We start from the raw sequence: 17,121 nt of genomic DNA, 5'->3' as shown, positions 1-17,121 counted from the left end.
CCTCCTGACCGTACGGAGCGTGGCGCACACTCAGCGTCACCCCGGCTGGTCGGGAGCGCATCCGGTGATAGTCCATGCGGGGGTCGAGGCGGTCCGGCGGACACAGCGCGAAGGCCGGACCCCTTCTCGGGGCCCGGCCTTCGCGCTGTGTCGTTTCATCCGCCGCGGCCGCTTCCAGCCGCGGAGGGATCAGTCCAGGTAGTCGCGCAGCACCTGGGAACGGGACGGGTGACGCAGCTTCGACATCGTCTTGGACTCGATCTGGCGGATGCGCTCACGCGTCACGCCGTAGACCTTGCCGATCTCGTCGAGCGTCTTCGGCTGGCCGTCGGTGAGGCCGAAGCGCATGGAGACCACGCCCGCCTCGCGCTCGCTGAGGGTGTCCAGCACCGAGTGGAGCTGCTCCTGCAACAGCGTGAAGCTGACGGCGTCGGCCGGGACCACGGCCTCGGAGTCCTCGATGAGGTCACCGAACTCGCTGTCGCCGTCCTCACCGAGCGGGGTGTGCAGGGAGATCGGCTCACGGCCGTACTTCTGGACCTCGATGACCTTCTCGGGGGTCATGTCGAGCTCCTTGGCCAGCTCCTCCGGGGTGGGCTCACGGCCCAGGTCCTGGAGCATCTGGCGCTGGACGCGCGCGAGCTTGTTGATGACCTCGACCATGTGCACCGGGATACGGATGGTGCGGGCCTGGTCGGCCATGGCGCGGGTGATCGCCTGACGGATCCACCAGGTGGCGTACGTGGAGAACTTGTAGCCCTTGGTGTAGTCGAACTTCTCGACGGCGCGGATCAGACCGAGATTGCCCTCCTGGATCAGGTCCAGGAAGAGCATCCCGCGCCCGGTGTAGCGCTTGGCCAGCGAGACCACCAGTCGGAGGTTGGCCTCCAGGAGGTGGTTCTTGGCCCGGCGGCCGTCCTCGGCGATGATCTCCAGCTCGCGCTTGAGCTTGGGGGCGAGCTTGTCGGAGTTGGCCAGCTTGTCCTCGGCGAACAGACCTGCCTCGATGCGCTTGGCGAGCTCGACCTCCTGCTCGGCGTTGAGCAGCGGGACCTTGCCGATCTGCTTGAGGTAGTCCTTGACCGGGTCGGCGGTGGCACCGGCCGCCGCGACCTGCTGCGCGGGGGCGTCGTCCTCGTCCTCGTCGGACAGCACGAAGCCCTGGTTCTCGGGCTCGCCCTCGGCGCCCTCGGGGCCGCCGGGCTTGCCCGTCGGCGCCTCCTCCATCACGTCCTCGCCCTCGAGGAGCTCGTCGGTGGCGTCCTTCTTGGCGGTGGTCTTCTTCGCGGCGGTCTTCTTGGCCGCGGTGGTCTTCTTGGCCGCGGCCTTCTTCGCCGTGGTCTTCTTCGCGGCAGCCTTCTTCGCCGGAGCCGCGCCGGGCTCGTCGGCGGTGGCGCCTGCGTCGGCCGCGGAAGCGGCCGGAGCGGCGGGGCTCTTCTTGGCCGTGACCGACTTGGCCGCGACGGATTTAGTGGCGGTGCGCTTTGCCGGGCTCTTCGCTGCGACGCTCTTGCGGGTGCGCTTGGGCGCTTCTGCGGCACTGACCATCAGCGTCACACCCTCCTCGTCGAGGACCTGGTTGAGGCTGCGCAGTACGTTCTTCCACTGGGTTGGCGGAATCTGGTCAGCCTCGAAGGCCCGACGCACGTCATCGCCGGCGATCTGCCCCTCAGCCTTTCCCCGCTCGATGAGCGCCATCACAGACTCGGACTCGGCGATCTCCGGCGGGAGCGTACGGGATGTGCTGGCCGACACGAACAACCTCTCGGAACGTTGGAAACGGCTTCCGGCTCGGCCCTATGAGGACCGGAGCCGACGACCGCCGGCAGGGATGAACCGACGGCGCGGGCGGAGTGCGGAGGAGTACAGCGTTGTGAGCGACATCCGTATTCCCTCCGCGGCTGCCACCTCTTTAATCATCGCGCTCCCCCAAAGAGCGTTACGCCCAATCGTCGTGGCCCGAGTCACACCCCATAACGGTATTAATACCCACCTAACCGGACAGATAACTCCGAGTTGATCACATACGGATTCCGCACAGCGCCGAAGGATCATCGGAGCGCTGCGGCCTCGCCGCCGCGCCGCCGAACCCGTGTCACGGGATCCGGCGACGCCGCTCCCATCCGCCGTACAGCCTCCGCCGGACCCTCGCCCGCCCGCCAGACCGCCGCTCGCGGTCCGCCCGGCATTCAACGCCGTACGCCGTATGTCCACCGCGCATGCGCGCCCGCCGCCCGCCCTGCGGCTTCCGGACGCCGCGCATGTCCGCCCGTGCGCCCGGTCCGCCGCGGCCGCGCCTGCCCGGCGCCGCACGGGGCGGACACCGTATCCGGCGGACGCGCGACGCCCCGGGGCGCGCGGAACGCGCCGCGGGATCAGTGCTCGCGCGGCGCGGGCACCCCGACCTCGGCGTGGTCGAGATCCGGGTGGACGGTCAGCAGTTGACGCATCGCCGCCTCGGCCGCCGCGGCGTCACCCGCGCCGATCGCCTCGACGATCCGGCGGTGGTGGCCGACGCTCGCCTCGGTGAGGCGGTCGCAGCCGGTGCTGGACGCGCCGGAGACATGCAGGGCCGCGCCGACGATCCCCGCCAGGTGCTCCAGCATCCGATTGCCCCCGACCTGGAGCAGCAGGGCGTGGAACTCGGCGTCGGCGCGGGAGAAGGTGAGGGTGTCGCCCTGGGCCAGCGCATGGCCCATGATCTCGGCCATGTCGGCGAGCCGCTGCTGGACGTCCTCACGGCCGTGGCCCGCCGCGAGACGCGCCGCCAGCGGTTCGATGGTCCAGCGCAGCTCGCACAGCTCACGGCGCTGGTCGTCGCGCTGCGGGCCGAAGGCGCGCCACTCGATGATGTCCGGATCGAGGAGGTTCCAGTCGCTGACCGGGCGGACCCGGGTGCCTACATTGGGGCGGGCGCTGACCAGGCCCTTGGCCTCGAGGACACGCAGTGATTCCCGTACAACGGTGCGGGAGACCTCGAAGCGCTGGCCGATCTCCTCGGGGACGAGGGGGCGGTCGGCGCCCAGGTCACCGGAAACGATCATCTGGCCCAGCTGCTGGACGAGTTGGCCGTGCAGCCCGCGGCCCCGGTTGCCGGCCGCGCGTCGGCCCACCCGTCCGATTTCCGTGTCGGCGCCGTCCCATGAGGGAGCGCTGCCGCGGTCGGCGCCGGGGGCGTCGGCGTAGGAGTAGCGGTCAAGCTCGCCCGAGCCGGCCAGGCCGGAGTCGGCGGGACGAGCCGCGGTCATCGTGGTGTGCGCAAGGGTACTCACGCATCCTTTGTCGGCGACGCTCCGAAGGCCCTTGAGGTCTTTGGTGAAAAGCACACGAAAGGGTGATCGCCCATTACCTCACAATTGACGCTCAATCGGACAGAAAACAGCACCCTTCGGGGAGTTGCGAGCACTTCATGCGATGGACCTGCGAAACGACCCCCGACCTGGTCCGGCGGGGCGCCGGACCACGGAGACGGCCGGTGACCGGGCGCCAAAGCGTGGGCCGACAACCCGGCCCACGGCGCACTACTGGCGCGTACTCCTGCCGCGCAACCCGGTGAGGGCATACGCGCACAGCAGGACGGCCACCGACAGCATCAGCGCCTGACCCACGGGCTGACCCGCGAGCCGCATCAGGACGGCGAACACGCGGTCGAATTCGGAGGTCGGACGTTCGAGCGCGGAGGCGCGCAGCCGGTGCGGCAGCATGGCCAGCGAGCGCAGCTCGGGCTCCTGCATCACACGCTGGACGACGGGCACGGCCAGGACCGGCACGGCGAGCAGAGTGGCCAGCCCGAGCGCCGTGGAACGGAAGACACCGGCGGCGAGCAGCCCGGCCCATGACGAACCGACGGTGAGGCCGAAGAGACTGGCGGTCAGCTCGGGCCAGTCGGCGGGCAGTGGGACGGCGTCGCCGCCGACGAGCAGCAGGAGGGCCGCGCTGTCCAGAACCACGACGCCGACCGACAGCAGGATCGCCCCGGCGGCGCAGACCATGAACTTCGCTGAGAGCAGGCCGAGTCGGCGCGGCACGGTGTCACGGGCGGGCGCCAGCGCCGGATAGCGGAACTCCTCTCCGAACGCGAGCGCGCCGAGCAGTCCCGCGGCGATGGCGACGGGGGGCAGCGGAAGGTCGGCCGGCCAGCCGGTGACCCGGTGCAGCTCACCGGTGATCCCCGCGCGTGCGAGCAGTACGGAGGCGACGAGCGAGGTCACGATCGCCGCGACGGTGATCAACCAGCCGGTCCGTACGCCGATGGCGCGGCGCAGCTCATAACGCATCGGCCAGGCGGGACCGGGGAGACGGAGCCGGGGCAGGAAGCGGGGCGGCGGCGCCTCGGGGTCGCGGGCGCGGATGCCCGCGGAGGTCGTCGGCCCCATGTCGGCGGTCTCCTCGATCAGCCGGTGCACCACGATGCCGTGGCGGTAGGCGGCCTCCCCGACGGAGGCGGTGGGGAGGCCGTAGACCGAGATATGGACCTCGTCGTCCCGCACCACGGAGAACGGGTCGGCGAGCGCCGACATCTCCTCGAGCTCGGTGTCGGGCTCGGCCGCCGCGGCTCCGGTCTCGCCGGAGACCCCCTCGACGGTCCGGATGGTCGCGGTGGCGGCCATGGGCGCGGTCGCCCCGAGGGTGACCGTGGGCGCGGTGGAGGTGGTGGTCGCTGCGGTGGCCGTGGCCGATGCGGACCCAGCGGCCCCGGCGACGGACTCGGTGAGGGTCTTTGCCTTCGCCGCCGTTCTGGTGCGGAATCGGAATCTGAACCGGGACTTCGACCCAGCTTTCTTCTCAGCCTCGGCGACGCCCCTGGCGGCTTCGTTCGCCGTGTCACCAACCGCGGAACCATTCGCCTTGGCGGCTTCGGCGGCTTCGGCGGCCCTGGCCGCGCGCACTGCCTTGGCCTCGGCCTCGGCGGCCGCCTCCGCCTCGGCGGCCTGCCGGATGGCATGGGCCTCCTCCTCGAGGACGGCGGCGAGCCGGCCGGCAAGCGGGGAGCGGACCACCACACGGGGACGCAGCCGGGTGCGGGCGAACTCGTCGACCGGCTGATCGGCGACCAGCCGCCCGCCCTCCAGGGTCAGCACCCGGTCGGCGAGGCGCATGACCCCCTCGGGGTCGTCGGAGGTGACGAGGACAGCACCGCCCTGTGCGGCGAATGCGCGCAGCAGCCGGTAGAGCCAGGCAGTCTCGCGGGGGGACAGTCCCCGCGCGGGGTTGTCGAGGACGAGGGTGTGCGGGTCCCCGAGAAGCGCGGTGGCGATGCCGAGGCGACGCTCCATCCCGGCGGCGAGATTCCCGATGCGCTCATCGGCCAGGTCGGTGAGACCGACAACATCGAGCACCACATCGGCGCGGGAGGCGGGCACCCCGACGGCGGCTCCGAGCATCCTCAGATGGCTGCGCACGGTGCGGCTGGGGTGGCCGGGAACGTCCTCGAGCAGAACGCCGATCTCGCGGGCCGGGCGCCGGATGCGGTGCAGGGGCCGCCCCCGGAAGAAGGCGGAGCCATGGCCTCGGTCGAGTTGCAGCAGCAGTCGCAGCGCACTGGTCTTCCCCGCGCCGGTGCCACCGAGCAGGACGGTGACACGGCCCGGTGGGGCCTCGAAGGTGAGATCGTCGATGACGGGCGGATGGTTGCGGCGGGGGGTGCTGGTCAGTCCGGTGGCCTGGATCATTGCTTCTCCCGCGGGGCGTGGAACCGCTCGGTGGCACGTGGGGACTGGTGACGTACCGGAGCACGGTAACCCGCTATGTCCTATTTCGTCGGAACCTCACCCCCTGACGAGTCGTCGTGTCATGGGCCGTCACACCTCGGGACGGAGCATGGGCGGATTGAGGAGCGTGGCGCCTCCGGCCCGGAACAGCTGGGCGGGGCGGCCGCCCTGACGGGTGGTCGTTCCCCCGGTCGGCACCAGGAATCCGGGAGTGCCGGTGACCTTGCGGTGGAAATTGCGCGGGTCCAGGGCGACGCCCCACACCACCTCGTAGACCCGGCGCAACTCGCCGACCGTGAACTCCTGGGGGCAGAAGGCCGTGGCCAGCGAGGAGTACTCAATCTTGGAGCGGGCGCGCTCGACCCCGTCCGCGAGGATCCGGGCGTGGTCGAAGGCGAGCGGTGCCGCCAGCTCACCGAACGCTCCCTCCTGGGCCAGCAGGGACTCGACCGGGGCCCAGCGCACGCTGTGCGCATCCCCTCCGGGCCGGGGTGCCGGCAGGTCGGGGGCGAGGGCGAGATGCGCGACGCTGACCACACGCATCCTGGGATCGCGCTTCGGATCGCCGTAGGTGGCGAGCTGCTCGAGATGGGCGGCGTTCGGCGGAGCCGGGAGAGCCGGGTCATGGGCGAGCAGCCCGGTCTCCTCGGCCAACTCCCTGGCCGCTGCCGCGGCCAGGTCCTCGTCGGCCCGGACGAATCCCCCCGGGAGCGCCCATCGCCCCTTGAAGGGCGGCTCTCCGCGACGGACGGCCAGCGCACACAGCGCGTGCCGCCGCACGGTGAGCACGACCAGATCCACGGTGACGGCGAATGCCGGAAAGGCCGACGGGTCGTAGGGCATGTATCGATCATAGTCGTCTGCCTGACGATAAACAGGCTCTTCAGCATGCTCGTGGATGTTGGTGAGATCGCTCTCTCCCCCGTATCCCTGCGCGATTCCGGCTTCTGTCGGCGAGTTCCGCTCCCCCGGACGCGGCCGTGGTCAGCGTCGGCTGCGCGTACCACGCCCTCCCGTACGGCGCCGAGTGCGCGGCCTGCCCTCCGGGCGACGCCTGCCTCCCGGCCCGCTCGCCGCGGCCGGGCCGCCGGGTCCGGTCCCGCCGTCGGCCGCCCGCCGCTCCGGCCGCTCCCCCTCGTCCGCCCGGTCCCCCTGCTGCCCGAACTGCTTCTCGTCCTGCTCCGCTTCCCCCGTTACCTCCGGTGCCTCTGTCTCCACGGGCTCCGCCGCTTCCAGGGCCTCCACCGATTCGCCGGGGCCGATCGACTCGGCAGCGCGGGCCCGCTCCAACTCCTCCTGGACCGCTGCGTGCACGGCGCGGTCCACCCCGCCCTGGCGAAGGCACTGGCGCAACAGCTCCGGGTTGAGCCCTTCGTTGCACGCCTGGTGCAGCAGCCTGGCGAAGAGATACTCGGGATCGGCCTTCAGCGCCCGGCTGAGCGCCACCCGGGCGGCGGGCTCATCACCTCCCGACCATGCGACCCAGCCCGCGAGGGTAAGCGGCGCTGCGGCATGTTCCTCATAAGAGCCGACGCAGCGGCGGGCCAGGGCATGCCACAGCCGCAGGGCCGCCTCGGTGTCGGGCCCTTCCATCCATCGCGCGGCCCAGTCCCGTGTCACTCGGTCCTGGAGGCCGATGATCACCGCTGCCGTCTCCTCGTTTCCGAGTAGGCCGTCGTCGCGGAGATCAGCGGCGCAGAGGTCGGCGGCCGGTGGAGCCGCGCGGAGCCGGTCGAGCATCTGCCCCACGAGGACGAGGGTCTCCGCCCGCACCGTGGCGCAGTCGGTGCGCTCCAGGATCCGCGGCACCAGCTCACCCGCGGCCACGTCCAGCGCACGCTCCTGCGCCTCGGCCCGGGGCCCGACGAGCGGTGACAGCCGGGCCTCCATCTCCCGCAGGGAACCGCGGACATGGACACCCGCGAAGGTCGCGGCGGCGGCCATCACCGAGGTGCCGGGCAGGGCGAGCGGTACTCCTTCCGGCGGACAGCATCGCTCGTCGGGACAGACATAGGACCAGAACCTGCCGCCGGAGAGACACAGCGCCTCGTAGACGGGCACCTCCATCGCCCCGCACGCGATGCGCAGGCGCTGGGCGAGGGGCCGCAGCCGCTCCATCGTGTCCAGCCCGGACGCGCCCTCGGCCGGATCCTGGCACAGGAACAGGACGATCCCGTCAGGGCGCTCACCGCGCCGCCGACTGCTGGTGATCAGGCATTCGGCGAGCTGGTCGCAGACCTCCGGCCACTCCTCGGGCGTGCCGGGGATACCGAGCCGCAGTCGTCCGCCGAACCGGCCGCGGGGGCCGTGCAGCGCGATCATCACGATGCTGTCGTCCGGATGAAAGCCCAGAACATACGGCAGGGCGTCGGCGAGCTCCGCCGGGCTGCGCAGCGTGACCTGGTCCTGGCCGGAGAGCCCGGCCGCTTCGTCGTGTCGAGTCATGGCCCGACGGTCCCTCAGCCGAGCCGCCCCCGCCAGGCCTGTGGATAACGTTATCCACAGGCCTCGCGACCCACTCGCGTGTTGTCGGGGAGGGCGGGTCTCATGGGGGCATGAACGCGCGCCACAGCAGCAGATCCGTTGTCGGAAGTGTCCACACCCCGGGAGTCACCTCACGTCACCGCCACCCCTGCTGACGTGACATCAACTTGCCTTGAGCCACGTCGCCTTGTCGCATGGCGGCGGTGTGAGCCACTTCGCACCCTGCACGTGCGTGTCCCTCATCCAGGCGGCGTAGCATCATGCTTACGAAGCCAGCCCGTGAGTTCTCTTCCACCAGGAATCAATGCGCCCCGTTGCCCCTTACCGCGTGGCGCGAGAGATGGACCTGTACGGCCAACTACGTGTGGAAGAAGTGCCGTTGCCGTATGCATTCCGCACGCGCGTTGGCATTGAGTTGGAGGCACTGGATATGGTCCGCACCGTGGCTCCTATGGGATTGGCGATTGCCCTGGTCGCAATCGGAGTGCTGCACTTCATCTGGTCGTTCTCCCCTTGGCCGTTCAAAGACGTGATGACGTTCACCAAGACCATTGGTGGCACCGACGACGGCGTGATGCCGCCGGGACCGACCACCTTTGTGATCGGTCTGGCACTGATCGGTGGCGCTGTGCTCACTCTCATGGTCAATGAGTCCATCCCGGGCATCGGCCCGGGATGGCTGCGGTTGGTGGGTATGTACAGCCTGGCGGCGGTTCTGCTCGTCCGTGGCCTGGGTGGGTACTTCATGAACTCCGGAGCCGCCATCGAATTCCAGCGGTTGAACACCTTCCTGTACTCGCCCCTATGTGTGGCACTCGCCGCGCTGAGCGGCATCGTCGCGGTAGCCGCGAGCAGGCGTTGACCTCGCGGCCCCGTTCTCACAAGGGCTCCTCACGTGCCCGTTCCGGCCGGGGCCGCGTCGCCGCCGGCAGCATCGAAAACCCCGGCCTCGGTGCCGTCGTCGGCGAAGTGGTACAGCGTGTTGCCCTCGGCGCGCACGTATCGCACCTCGAGGCCGAACTCGTCCAGTGCTTCAATCATGAGCGAGTCCGCAAACACGGGCGAACCAATGGTGGAGCGCATCGCTTCTTCGATTGACAGCGGAAGAATCTGCGCCTGGCAGGTTCCGGACATATGAAGGTCTACCCCGGCAAGGGTTACTAAGGTTCCGCAGGGTTACTGAGGTCCTGTTGTCAACGGCGCACATTTCGCCGGGCCAGAAGTCGTGGTTACCCCGGAACGCATCCGCCCATGAGTTGGCCGATCGCCATGTGCATGCGCCGACCAGTGGGGCACTGGCGCAAGGGGAAACGTTGGGGCGGCGATCATTTTCAACTACCCGACGTCGGCGGCGTTGGCGGTTCACCTGTTGGCTCGCCCGACACGACCGAGACGGAGTGAGCCACCCGGGCCACCCGAACGAGAGGAACCAGATTCATGGCGCACATCGGTGACCGAAACAGCGTGTGGATACAGGACGTCGGTCCCGCGGTGCAGGAGGACGCGCCCGTTCGCCTGGTGTGCTTCCCGCACGCGGGCGGAGCGGCATCGTTCTACCACCCCCTGGCGGCCGAGATGGGCGAGGCAGCCGAAGTGCTGGCCGTGCAGTACCCGGGACGTCAGGACCGCCGCCATGAACCGGCGTGCGTGACCATCGCCGAACTCGCCGATCGTGTCCACGACGAGATCCAGGCTTGGGTGGACCGGCCCCTGGTGTTCTTCGGGCACAGCATGGGTGCGGTCGTCGGCTACGAGGTCATCCGCCGTATGCAGCGGCAGGGCGAACACAGCCCGCTCGGGTTGATCGTTTCGGGCCGCCGTGCGCCGTGCGTGTCCTACCCGCCGCGGAACCTACACGAACGGGGCGACGCCGCCCTGATCGACGAGCTGCGGCGGCAGAACGGAACCGCGGCCGGTCTCCTGGAGAACCAGGAGGTCGTGGAGATGATCCTGCCCTCGCTGCGCGCCGACTACCGCGCGATCGAGACCTACCGCCACCAGGAGGGGCCCGAACTGACCTGCCCCATCACGGCGTTGACCGGTCGGGAGGACGTAGCCGCCACCGAGGAGCAGGTCCGGGCCTGGGAGAACCACACTCACGCCGCCTTCGAGCTGACGCTCTTCCCCGGTGGCCACTTCTACCTCAGCGATCAGTGGGACGCAGTCGCCGAGGTCGTCCGCGAGTGCCTCACCGCGTTCGCCCGGCCCGTGGCCACCTACTGATCGGGCGCCCGGCAGTCAGTGAAGCCGACGGCAGCTTCTCATGAACGGGGAGCTGCCGCGGCTGCGCACTCCCGGCCTTATGCGAAGGGTGCGTACGGGCCCGTGCCGTCACCCGCTCGCCCGGCGGAGCGCAACAGACCATCGCTGATCCGTGCGGCGGTGTCGACCAGCGCCCCGGTCAGCAGACGCCCCGGGCGCGACGGCACCTGGGACGGCCTTCCCGACACCACGACCGCGGCCAGGACCTGACCTCCCTCTCCGCTCCACACGGGTACCGCGAGGGACACCGCGCTGGGCACAAAGACATTCGGCCCGTGCGCCCAGCCCCGGCTGCGCACCCGGGCCAGGTGGACGGCGCTGAAGCGGGCGCCGCGCAGCCCTTCGTAGAGCTCATCGGGGTCCTCCCAGGCGAGCAGCACCTGGGCGATCGGTCCGGCCTTGGCCGGCCGCGCGGTGCCGACGGGAATCAGGTGATCACGGGTGTCGCCGCGGTCCGCGACCGCCACGCAGACCTGGATGTCCCCACGTCGCCTGAAGAGCCGGGCGTCGAGGCCGGTGGAGTCGCTGAGTTCGGTGAGCACCGGACCCGCGATCCGCACCATGCGATCACGGTGTGTCTCGACCGAGAGGGTGGCCAGACGTGGCCCGAGGACAAACTTGCCTCTGACGTCCCGGGCGAACAGCTCCAGCCGTTCCAGGGCCAACGCGAGCCGGTACACCGTCGGTCGGCTGAGTCCGGTGCAGGCGACCAGTTCCGCGAGGGTGGCCGGGTCCCGCTCCACGACGCTGAGCAGCATGGACGCCTTGTCGAGCACACCGACTCCGCTCGCCGGCCGATGCGGGCTTACGGTGCTCACCGGACCGGCGCCAGTCGTGTGCGGATGTCGTCGATCAGGGCCGCCCGCTGGTCGGTCGGATAGAAGTGGCCGCCGGGCAGCACCACCAGGTCGAACCCCAGCAGCGCGCTCAGGGCGACGCGGTGCACGAAGGGGGCGCGGATCCGCTCCCGCCGTCCCGGGTAGCGGGCCACCAGCACCTCCACGTCGTCCCCGAAGGCATGTCCCCAGGAGTGGAAGAAGCCGGCCGATCCCCCGGCGTGCGGGAGGCAGAGCAGACGCTGCCTGCACGGCCCCTGGGTGGCGTACCGCCGCAGCCAGTCGCTTGGGGTACCTGCTGGCATGGTGCTCCGGTCTCCTCGCTCGCCCATCGCTCGTTGGGCCCGGCGCGGCCGGGCGCTGCGCAATTGGCGATGGTTCCATCATGAATTCGAAAACAAAGGTGAGTTGGGCCGAACCGATGTAGTGCAGTTTCTCATCGGGAGCGGCAGGAGGATGTCGGCGATGCCCTCGCCGAACCACCACGGCTTACCCATCCCCTGGCGATGTGTGCCCTGTCCGGGAAACATCAAGGCGACCTGTTCGCCACCATCGCATAACCCTTCATCGAATCACCTGGCAAACAGAGTTCACTGCACGACAGGGAAGAAGAGGCACAGCGCCCGGAAAGCCGTTCCAGCGACTCCGGGCCCGTGCTCCAGCGACTTACGGGGGATGAAGCCGCCGAACAGGAGGGAACGTCCTTTGGGGCCGAATGCGCCCTCCTCGTATGCCATACAACTGTGTGCGATCGCCGGTTGGCAACGAAACTTTCAGGAAGCTGCCACACGCCTTCCCGGCGTCTGCCAGCGCGGCTCATGCCCTGTCGCGCCAGAGGTCCAGGACGTGGCGAGCAACCGGAGTTCCGCCGCTCGTACCCCGGCCTGGAAGCGCGAGCGGGCGCCGAGCAGCGTCATGATCTCCGCGACATACCGCCGGTAGGTACGCACGGATACGGTCAGCTCGCGGGCGGCCACCTCGTCGGTGACACCCTCGCGGAGGAACCCCAGGATCTGCCGTGCCTGGGCGGCTCGGGCCTGGTCCCCGAACGAGATGCGTTCGTGCGCCGGCACAGCTCCGCGCCACACACCCTCCATCAGGGTGCGCAGCGCCAGCAGGACCTCCGGCGCCTCGACAACCGAGGCTCGGCGCCCGAGCGCGGACTCGGCCACCACCAGTGCCCGGATTCCGTCCACCAACAGCGCCTGGATCGGAGGGATTCGACCGACCTTGATCGCCACCTGCCGCTCGCGCCCCACCTGCTCCTGCACGAACCCCTCGTCCAGCAGTGCCGGGGCACTCAGGACCCGCACCCGGATCGTGTCGAGGTCGCTGCGCAGGAGTCTGCGCAGCGCATCCGGTGGATAGCCCTCCAGCCTCACGTCACGGCCATGGATGATGTCGATGGTCTCCTCGGCCCCGTCGATCAACTCCTTGGCCATTCGGAGGATTTCCTCGTACCCGCCGTCCACCGTGTTGATGAGTCGGCTGCCGGCCAGCTGCCCCCGGTGCTGGGTGACCGCGGCGTCGATCAACTCGCGGACCTGACGGAGCACGTCCTCAACGCCTCCGTCGGCTCCTCCCCTGGTGCTCATGGCCCCAACTCACCCGCCATGGACACCCGGCGGCCGGGGTCTTTCCATCGATAGCGGCCACACGGAACCCAGTGCATCCGTTCCTCGCTCCTCTTGCATGGTCTGTTGCATGTACTGCCGGGCCGTCGAGCCGGGACCTCCGGCATCGGGGCCCCGGCATGCGCGCGCCCCGGCGCCCGTCGTTCGCCGCCTATACGGCCTTGTCCCGCAGCAGTCCCAGTTCCCCGGCACGCAAACCGGCCTGGAAACGCGAGGTCGCCCCAAGTTCACCCATGATCTCCGCTACGCGGCGCCTATACGTGCGCAGCGAGACACCCATCTCCCCCGCCGCTTCCTCGTCGGTGTACCCGGCGCAGAGCTTGGCGAGAATCGCACGTGACTGGTCCGTGCGCAGCCGCTCCCCCATACCGAGGTGAGCGGACAGCCGACGGGCACCCGACCAGGCGCCGGCGAACAGCAGCTCCAGGACTCTGACAGCTGCGGGGTCCCGCACGGTCACCGCGTACCCCAGCGGGAGTTCCGGGGAGTCCGCGCGCACCAGCGCCACCTCCCCGTCAACCACGAGCAGTTCACGCAGCTCGCCTTCAGCGACCCGGATCTCCATGCGGAGGTGGCGCAGTCGCTCGCCCAGATCCAGCAGGTCGGGCACGGCCTCCGCGGACCAGAGCCCTCGGACCACGAGTCGGGGAGCGAGGCTCGCGCGCTCGGCGAGCACCTTCGTGACCCGGTCCGCGAATACGCCGCCGCTCATCACGGCCAGTTCCACCGAGTGCCGTACGCCAAAGAGGAGTTGGTCCACCGTCTCCTCGAGGGCCCGACCGTCGACCCGCGAGATCAGTTCCGACCCCTCGGCTTGTCGACGCAAAGATATTGTGTATTCAACCAAAGCGTCGGCCTGCAAAAGCGCCTGCTCCACGCGATGATCGTGATCGTCCCGTACCACGCCCCCGTACCCCCGTTAATCGAACCTCGTTGCCCATGCAGCTAATGCGCCGCGCGGCAATTAGACCCACAGGTGGGCCCATCAGCTGCGAAACATACCTGGAGCTTAGTCGATCAAAGATATTAATCGGCCGTTCCCGCCCCAGTCAACGAGATACCTGACAGCCGGACGTATCCAGCATAGCCAACCTCTCCCATTCCAGACCGGGCAGGAACTGCCGAGCACAAAGTGTCAGGAAGTTGCACGCCCAGAAGGGCAACCGGAATTAATCACACCCAGATAGGGTGCACCGCGTTATCAGAGTATCGCAGCACGTAGCGAAGGCGGCCACGCCTCCCGCTTCCACGGCTCAACCGCCTCGAGCGTCCACCGCTGGTCCGCCCACCCACGATCCTCCCCCAATCCCTGCTCATATATGGCCATTTGGTCCTCGCTCAGCCGTGGACGCCCCGGTGAACCTTCGCCCGGCCATCCGCCGGACGGCACTCCCGCCACGGACGAAGCCGACGCTCCACCGAACGCTCGCCCCATCCGGGCGCGGCAGCGATCTCCCGGCCCTTTCCCGCATCCGAAATGGACGACGGCCTCCAGCCGGATCGGCAGCATCGTTTCAGGAGAATCGGACCGACATCACCCACTCAAGGTCATAAAAGTGCGGGCTGGGGAATTGAGTATCGGGATGGATCAGGAGAACGGGGAATGAAGACTCGATGTGTTCTCCTGTTTCGACGGGGCTTCCCTCCCTCGGTGCCGGGAAAGTTGATCCCACAAACATGGCGCACGGCCCGCCACAGCACAGGCGACGAGTTGATCGCACCCACAGCAGGGGAAGCTCAGCCTGCCGCAGCGAGAACCAGCGGAAGCACCCCTTCGCTGCCCGCCCGTCGGAGCAGGCGGGCAGCGACTGCGAGGGTCCAGCCGGAGTCGGTGTAGTCGTCCACGAGCAGGACGGGACCGGGACGGCCCGCCAACGCACCGGCCAGGTCCTCGGAGACGGTGAAGGCGCCTGACAACGCCCTGAGGCGTTGGGCGGAGTTGCTGCGTCGTGCCGCGTGCACATCGCTCTGCCCGGTGTATGTCAGGGGGCCCAGATAGGGGAGGCGGCCGATGGTCGCGATTCCCTGGGCGAGGGAACCGACCAGTTGCGGACGGGCCAGGGATGGCACAGCGACGACTCCCACCGGCCGGGCAGAGGCGTCCGGGGAATTCGAGGCCCAGCCGCCCGGAGAGCGCGCCCAATCGGCGAGGACGGCCACCGCGGCCCGCAGGACATCGTCGGGGACCGGCCCATCGGGCGTGTTCTCAGCCAGCAGCGGGCGCAGCCGGTTGCCCCAGCCGATGTCCGAGAGCCGCCCCAGGGCGCGCCCGGTGGAGCACTGCTCCTTCGCCGGGATACGCCCCTTGAGCTCGATGCCCAGTGCGGGCATCCCCGTCGGCCACATGCGACGCGGCTCAACCTCGACACCCGGGCGATCCAGCTCCTTCGCGGCCGCCGTCAGCGTCTCCGCCGAAACTGCGGAATCGGCCCAGGCGCCCGAGCAGTTGTCGCAGCGCCCGCACGGGGCTGCCCCCTCATCGTCCAACTGCCGGCGCAGGAACTCCATCCGGCACTGGGACGTGCTCGCGTAATCGCGCATGGCCTGCTGCTCGGCCGCCCGTTGTCGGGCGACCCAGGCGTACCGCTCGGCGTCGTAGACCCACTGCTCGCCGGTGGCGGTCCAGCCGCCCTTGACGCGTTTGACCGCCCCGTCCACGTCGAGCACCTTGAGCATGGTCTCCAGCCGACTGCGCCGAAGGTCCACCGATGCCTCCAGCGCCGGCACGGACAGCGGCCGTCCCGCATCGGCGAGGGCCGCGAGGGTCTGTCGAACCTGCGCCTCGGGCGGGAAGGCGGTATCGGCGAAGTAGCGCCAGATGGCCTCGTCCTCCTTGCCCGGCAGCAGCAGCACATCGGCGTGGGCCACGCCGCGGCCCGCGCGGCCGACCTGCTGGTAGTAGGCGATCGGCGAGGACGGCGAACCGAGATGGAGCACGAAGCCCAGGTCCGGCTTGTCGAAGCCCATGCCCAGCGCCGATGTCGCGACCAGCGCCTTGACCCGGTTCTCCAGCAGGTCGGCCTCGGCCTGGAGCCGGTCGGCGTTCTCCGTGCGCCCGGTGTAGGAGGCCACCTGGAAGCCGCGCTGCCGCAGATAGGCGGTGGCCTCCTCAGCCGCGGCCACCGTCAGCGTGTAGATGATCCCGGAGCCCGGCAGCTCGTCCAGGTGCTCGGCGAGCCAGGCCAGGCGGTGCGCGGCGTCCGGCAGCCGGACCACACCCAGCCTCAGACTCTCCCGCTCCAGCGGGCCGCGCAGCACCAAGGCCTCTCCGGCGCCGGTACCCAATTGCTCGGCCACATCCGCGGTGACCCGCGCGTTGGCCGTCGCCGTGGTGGCCAGCACCGGCACGCCGGGCGGAAGCTCGGCGAGCATCGCCCGCAGTCGCCGGTAGTCGGGCCGGAAGTCATGTCCCCAGTCGGAGATGCAGTGCGCTTCGTCGACCACCAGCAGACCGGTCGTGGCCGCGAGCCTGGGCAGCATCTGGTCGCGAAAATCCACCGAGTTGAGACGCTCCGGACTGACGAGGAGAACGTCGGTCTCGCCGCGCTCGACCTCCTCGTGGATGGTGTCCCACTCCTCCGGATTGGCCGAGTTGATGGTGCGCGCCCGGATACCGGCCCGCGCCGCCGACTCGACCTGGTTGCGCATCAGCGCCAGCAGCGGTGAGACGATCACCGTCGGGCCGGAGCCACGTCGCCGCAGCAGAGCCGTGGCGACGAAGTACACCGCCGACTTGCCCCAGCCGGTGCGCTGCACCACCAGGGCACGCCGGCGCTCCTCCACCAGAGCCGCCACCGCCTGCCACTGGTCCTCGCGCAATCGCGCCGCATCCCCCGGGTCACCGACGAGCTCGGCGAGGATGGCGTCGGCTTCGGTGCGCAGCTCCAGAGCGTCCATGCCCCCATGCAACCGGATGGCACTGACAGTCGGCCAACTCACTCAGCGTGACAGGCTGCTCGCGAACGGTCCACAGCCCCTGAGAGCGCCGGCCACCGCCGTCCGGCTGCTCCGGCGGGCCGGGGCGACAGAAGTGTTTCCCCTGGTCCTCGCGGTACGGGGGTGAACGACGCCCGCCCGCGCCCGGTCCGCGAACGGGCCAGGAATTTAGAACACGCACCAACGTAAATCGGTCAGTGGCGTCAACTGCTCATTGCCGCGCGGAGGCCCGGCCGCGAGAATTGTCCTCAGCTCCCC

At 69.7% G+C, this 17,121-nt stretch carries 13 protein-coding genes; 2 read left to right on the top strand and 11 right to left on the bottom strand.

Features of this window, described 5'->3' with window-relative positions; translation table 11 throughout:
* Positions 1-189: 189 nt before the first annotated feature.
* From JK363_RS28000 to JK363_RS27980, 5 genes are all read right to left on the bottom strand, one after another.
* Positions 190-1,761, bottom strand: coding sequence for an RNA polymerase sigma factor (locus tag JK363_RS28000; protein WP_215911351.1), 1,572 nt, complete (start codon positions 1,759-1,761; stop codon positions 190-192).
* A 614-nt stretch (positions 1,762-2,375) separates the two neighbouring features.
* Positions 2,376-3,326 (bottom strand): FadR/GntR family transcriptional regulator, encoded by a 951-nt coding sequence (locus JK363_RS27995; protein ID WP_307821891.1) that lies wholly within the window; start codon positions 3,324-3,326, stop codon positions 2,376-2,378.
* A 195-nt stretch (positions 3,327-3,521) separates the two neighbouring features.
* Positions 3,522-5,672, bottom strand: a complete 2,151-nt coding sequence (locus JK363_RS27990) for an ATP-binding cassette domain-containing protein (RefSeq protein ID WP_201878480.1) — start codon at positions 5,670-5,672, stop codon at positions 3,522-3,524.
* 129 nt (positions 5,673-5,801) lie between these two features.
* Entirely contained in the window at positions 5,802-6,554 is a 753-nt protein-coding gene (locus JK363_RS27985; RefSeq protein ID WP_201878478.1) for an NUDIX hydrolase, read from the bottom strand.
* 141 nt (positions 6,555-6,695) lie between these two features.
* Complete coding sequence (locus tag JK363_RS27980) at positions 6,696-8,156, bottom strand: DUF4192 domain-containing protein (protein WP_201878477.1); 1,461 nt, start codon at positions 8,154-8,156, stop codon at positions 6,696-6,698.
* Positions 8,157-8,535: 379 nt separating this feature from the next.
* Here JK363_RS27980 and JK363_RS27975 point away from each other — a divergent pair, with 379 nt between their 5' ends.
* Positions 8,536-9,057: a DUF3995 domain-containing protein gene (locus JK363_RS27975; protein ID WP_236076160.1), complete on the top strand. Its 522-nt coding sequence runs from the start codon at positions 8,536-8,538 to the stop codon at positions 9,055-9,057.
* A gap of 29 nt (positions 9,058-9,086) precedes the next feature.
* Here the strand turns inward: JK363_RS27975 and JK363_RS27970 are convergent, their stop codons facing one another.
* Entirely contained in the window at positions 9,087-9,329 is a 243-nt protein-coding gene (locus tag JK363_RS27970) for a hypothetical protein (protein WP_201878475.1), read from the bottom strand.
* 303 nt (positions 9,330-9,632) lie between these two features.
* Between JK363_RS27970 and JK363_RS27965 the strand changes: the two genes are divergently transcribed.
* Positions 9,633-10,418, top strand: a complete 786-nt coding sequence (locus JK363_RS27965) for a thioesterase II family protein (protein ID WP_201878473.1) — start codon at positions 9,633-9,635, stop codon at positions 10,416-10,418.
* 77 nt (positions 10,419-10,495) lie between these two features.
* Here the strand turns inward: JK363_RS27965 and JK363_RS27960 are convergent, their stop codons facing one another.
* The 5 genes from JK363_RS27960 to JK363_RS27940 all read right to left on the bottom strand — a co-directional run bounded on the left by JK363_RS27960 (position 10,496) and on the right by JK363_RS27940 (position 16,824).
* A complete protein-coding gene (locus JK363_RS27960; RefSeq protein WP_307821890.1) occupies positions 10,496-11,233 on the bottom strand; it encodes an IclR family transcriptional regulator in 738 nt (245 codons plus the stop codon).
* Positions 11,234-11,271: 38 nt separating this feature from the next.
* Positions 11,272-11,598: a thioesterase domain-containing protein gene (locus JK363_RS27955; protein ID WP_201878471.1), complete on the bottom strand. Its 327-nt coding sequence runs from the start codon at positions 11,596-11,598 to the stop codon at positions 11,272-11,274.
* Between the two features lie 468 nt (positions 11,599-12,066).
* On the bottom strand, positions 12,067-12,888 hold the full coding sequence (locus JK363_RS27950) for a LuxR family transcriptional regulator (protein ID WP_236076159.1): 822 nt from the start codon (positions 12,886-12,888) through the stop codon (positions 12,067-12,069).
* 190 nt (positions 12,889-13,078) lie between these two features.
* The gene (locus JK363_RS27945; RefSeq protein WP_201878469.1) at positions 13,079-13,753 is read right to left on the bottom strand and encodes a helix-turn-helix transcriptional regulator; all 675 of its coding nucleotides are present in this window, start codon (positions 13,751-13,753) and stop codon (positions 13,079-13,081) included.
* 911 nt (positions 13,754-14,664) lie between these two features.
* Positions 14,665-16,824 carry a RecQ family ATP-dependent DNA helicase gene (locus JK363_RS27940; RefSeq protein WP_201878466.1) on the bottom strand — a complete coding sequence of 720 codons (2,160 nt, stop codon included), beginning with the start codon at positions 16,822-16,824 and terminating at the stop codon, positions 14,665-14,667.
* Positions 16,825-17,121: the final 297 nt, after the last annotated feature.

It is taken from the genome of Streptomyces coffeae (assembly GCF_016741875.1).
In the GTDB taxonomy this organism is placed as follows: Bacteria; Actinomycetota; Actinomycetes; order Streptomycetales; family Streptomycetaceae; genus Streptomyces; species Streptomyces coffeae.
Note: the sequence above shows the minus strand (reverse complement) of the source record. Positions and strands in the feature narration are given on the sequence as shown.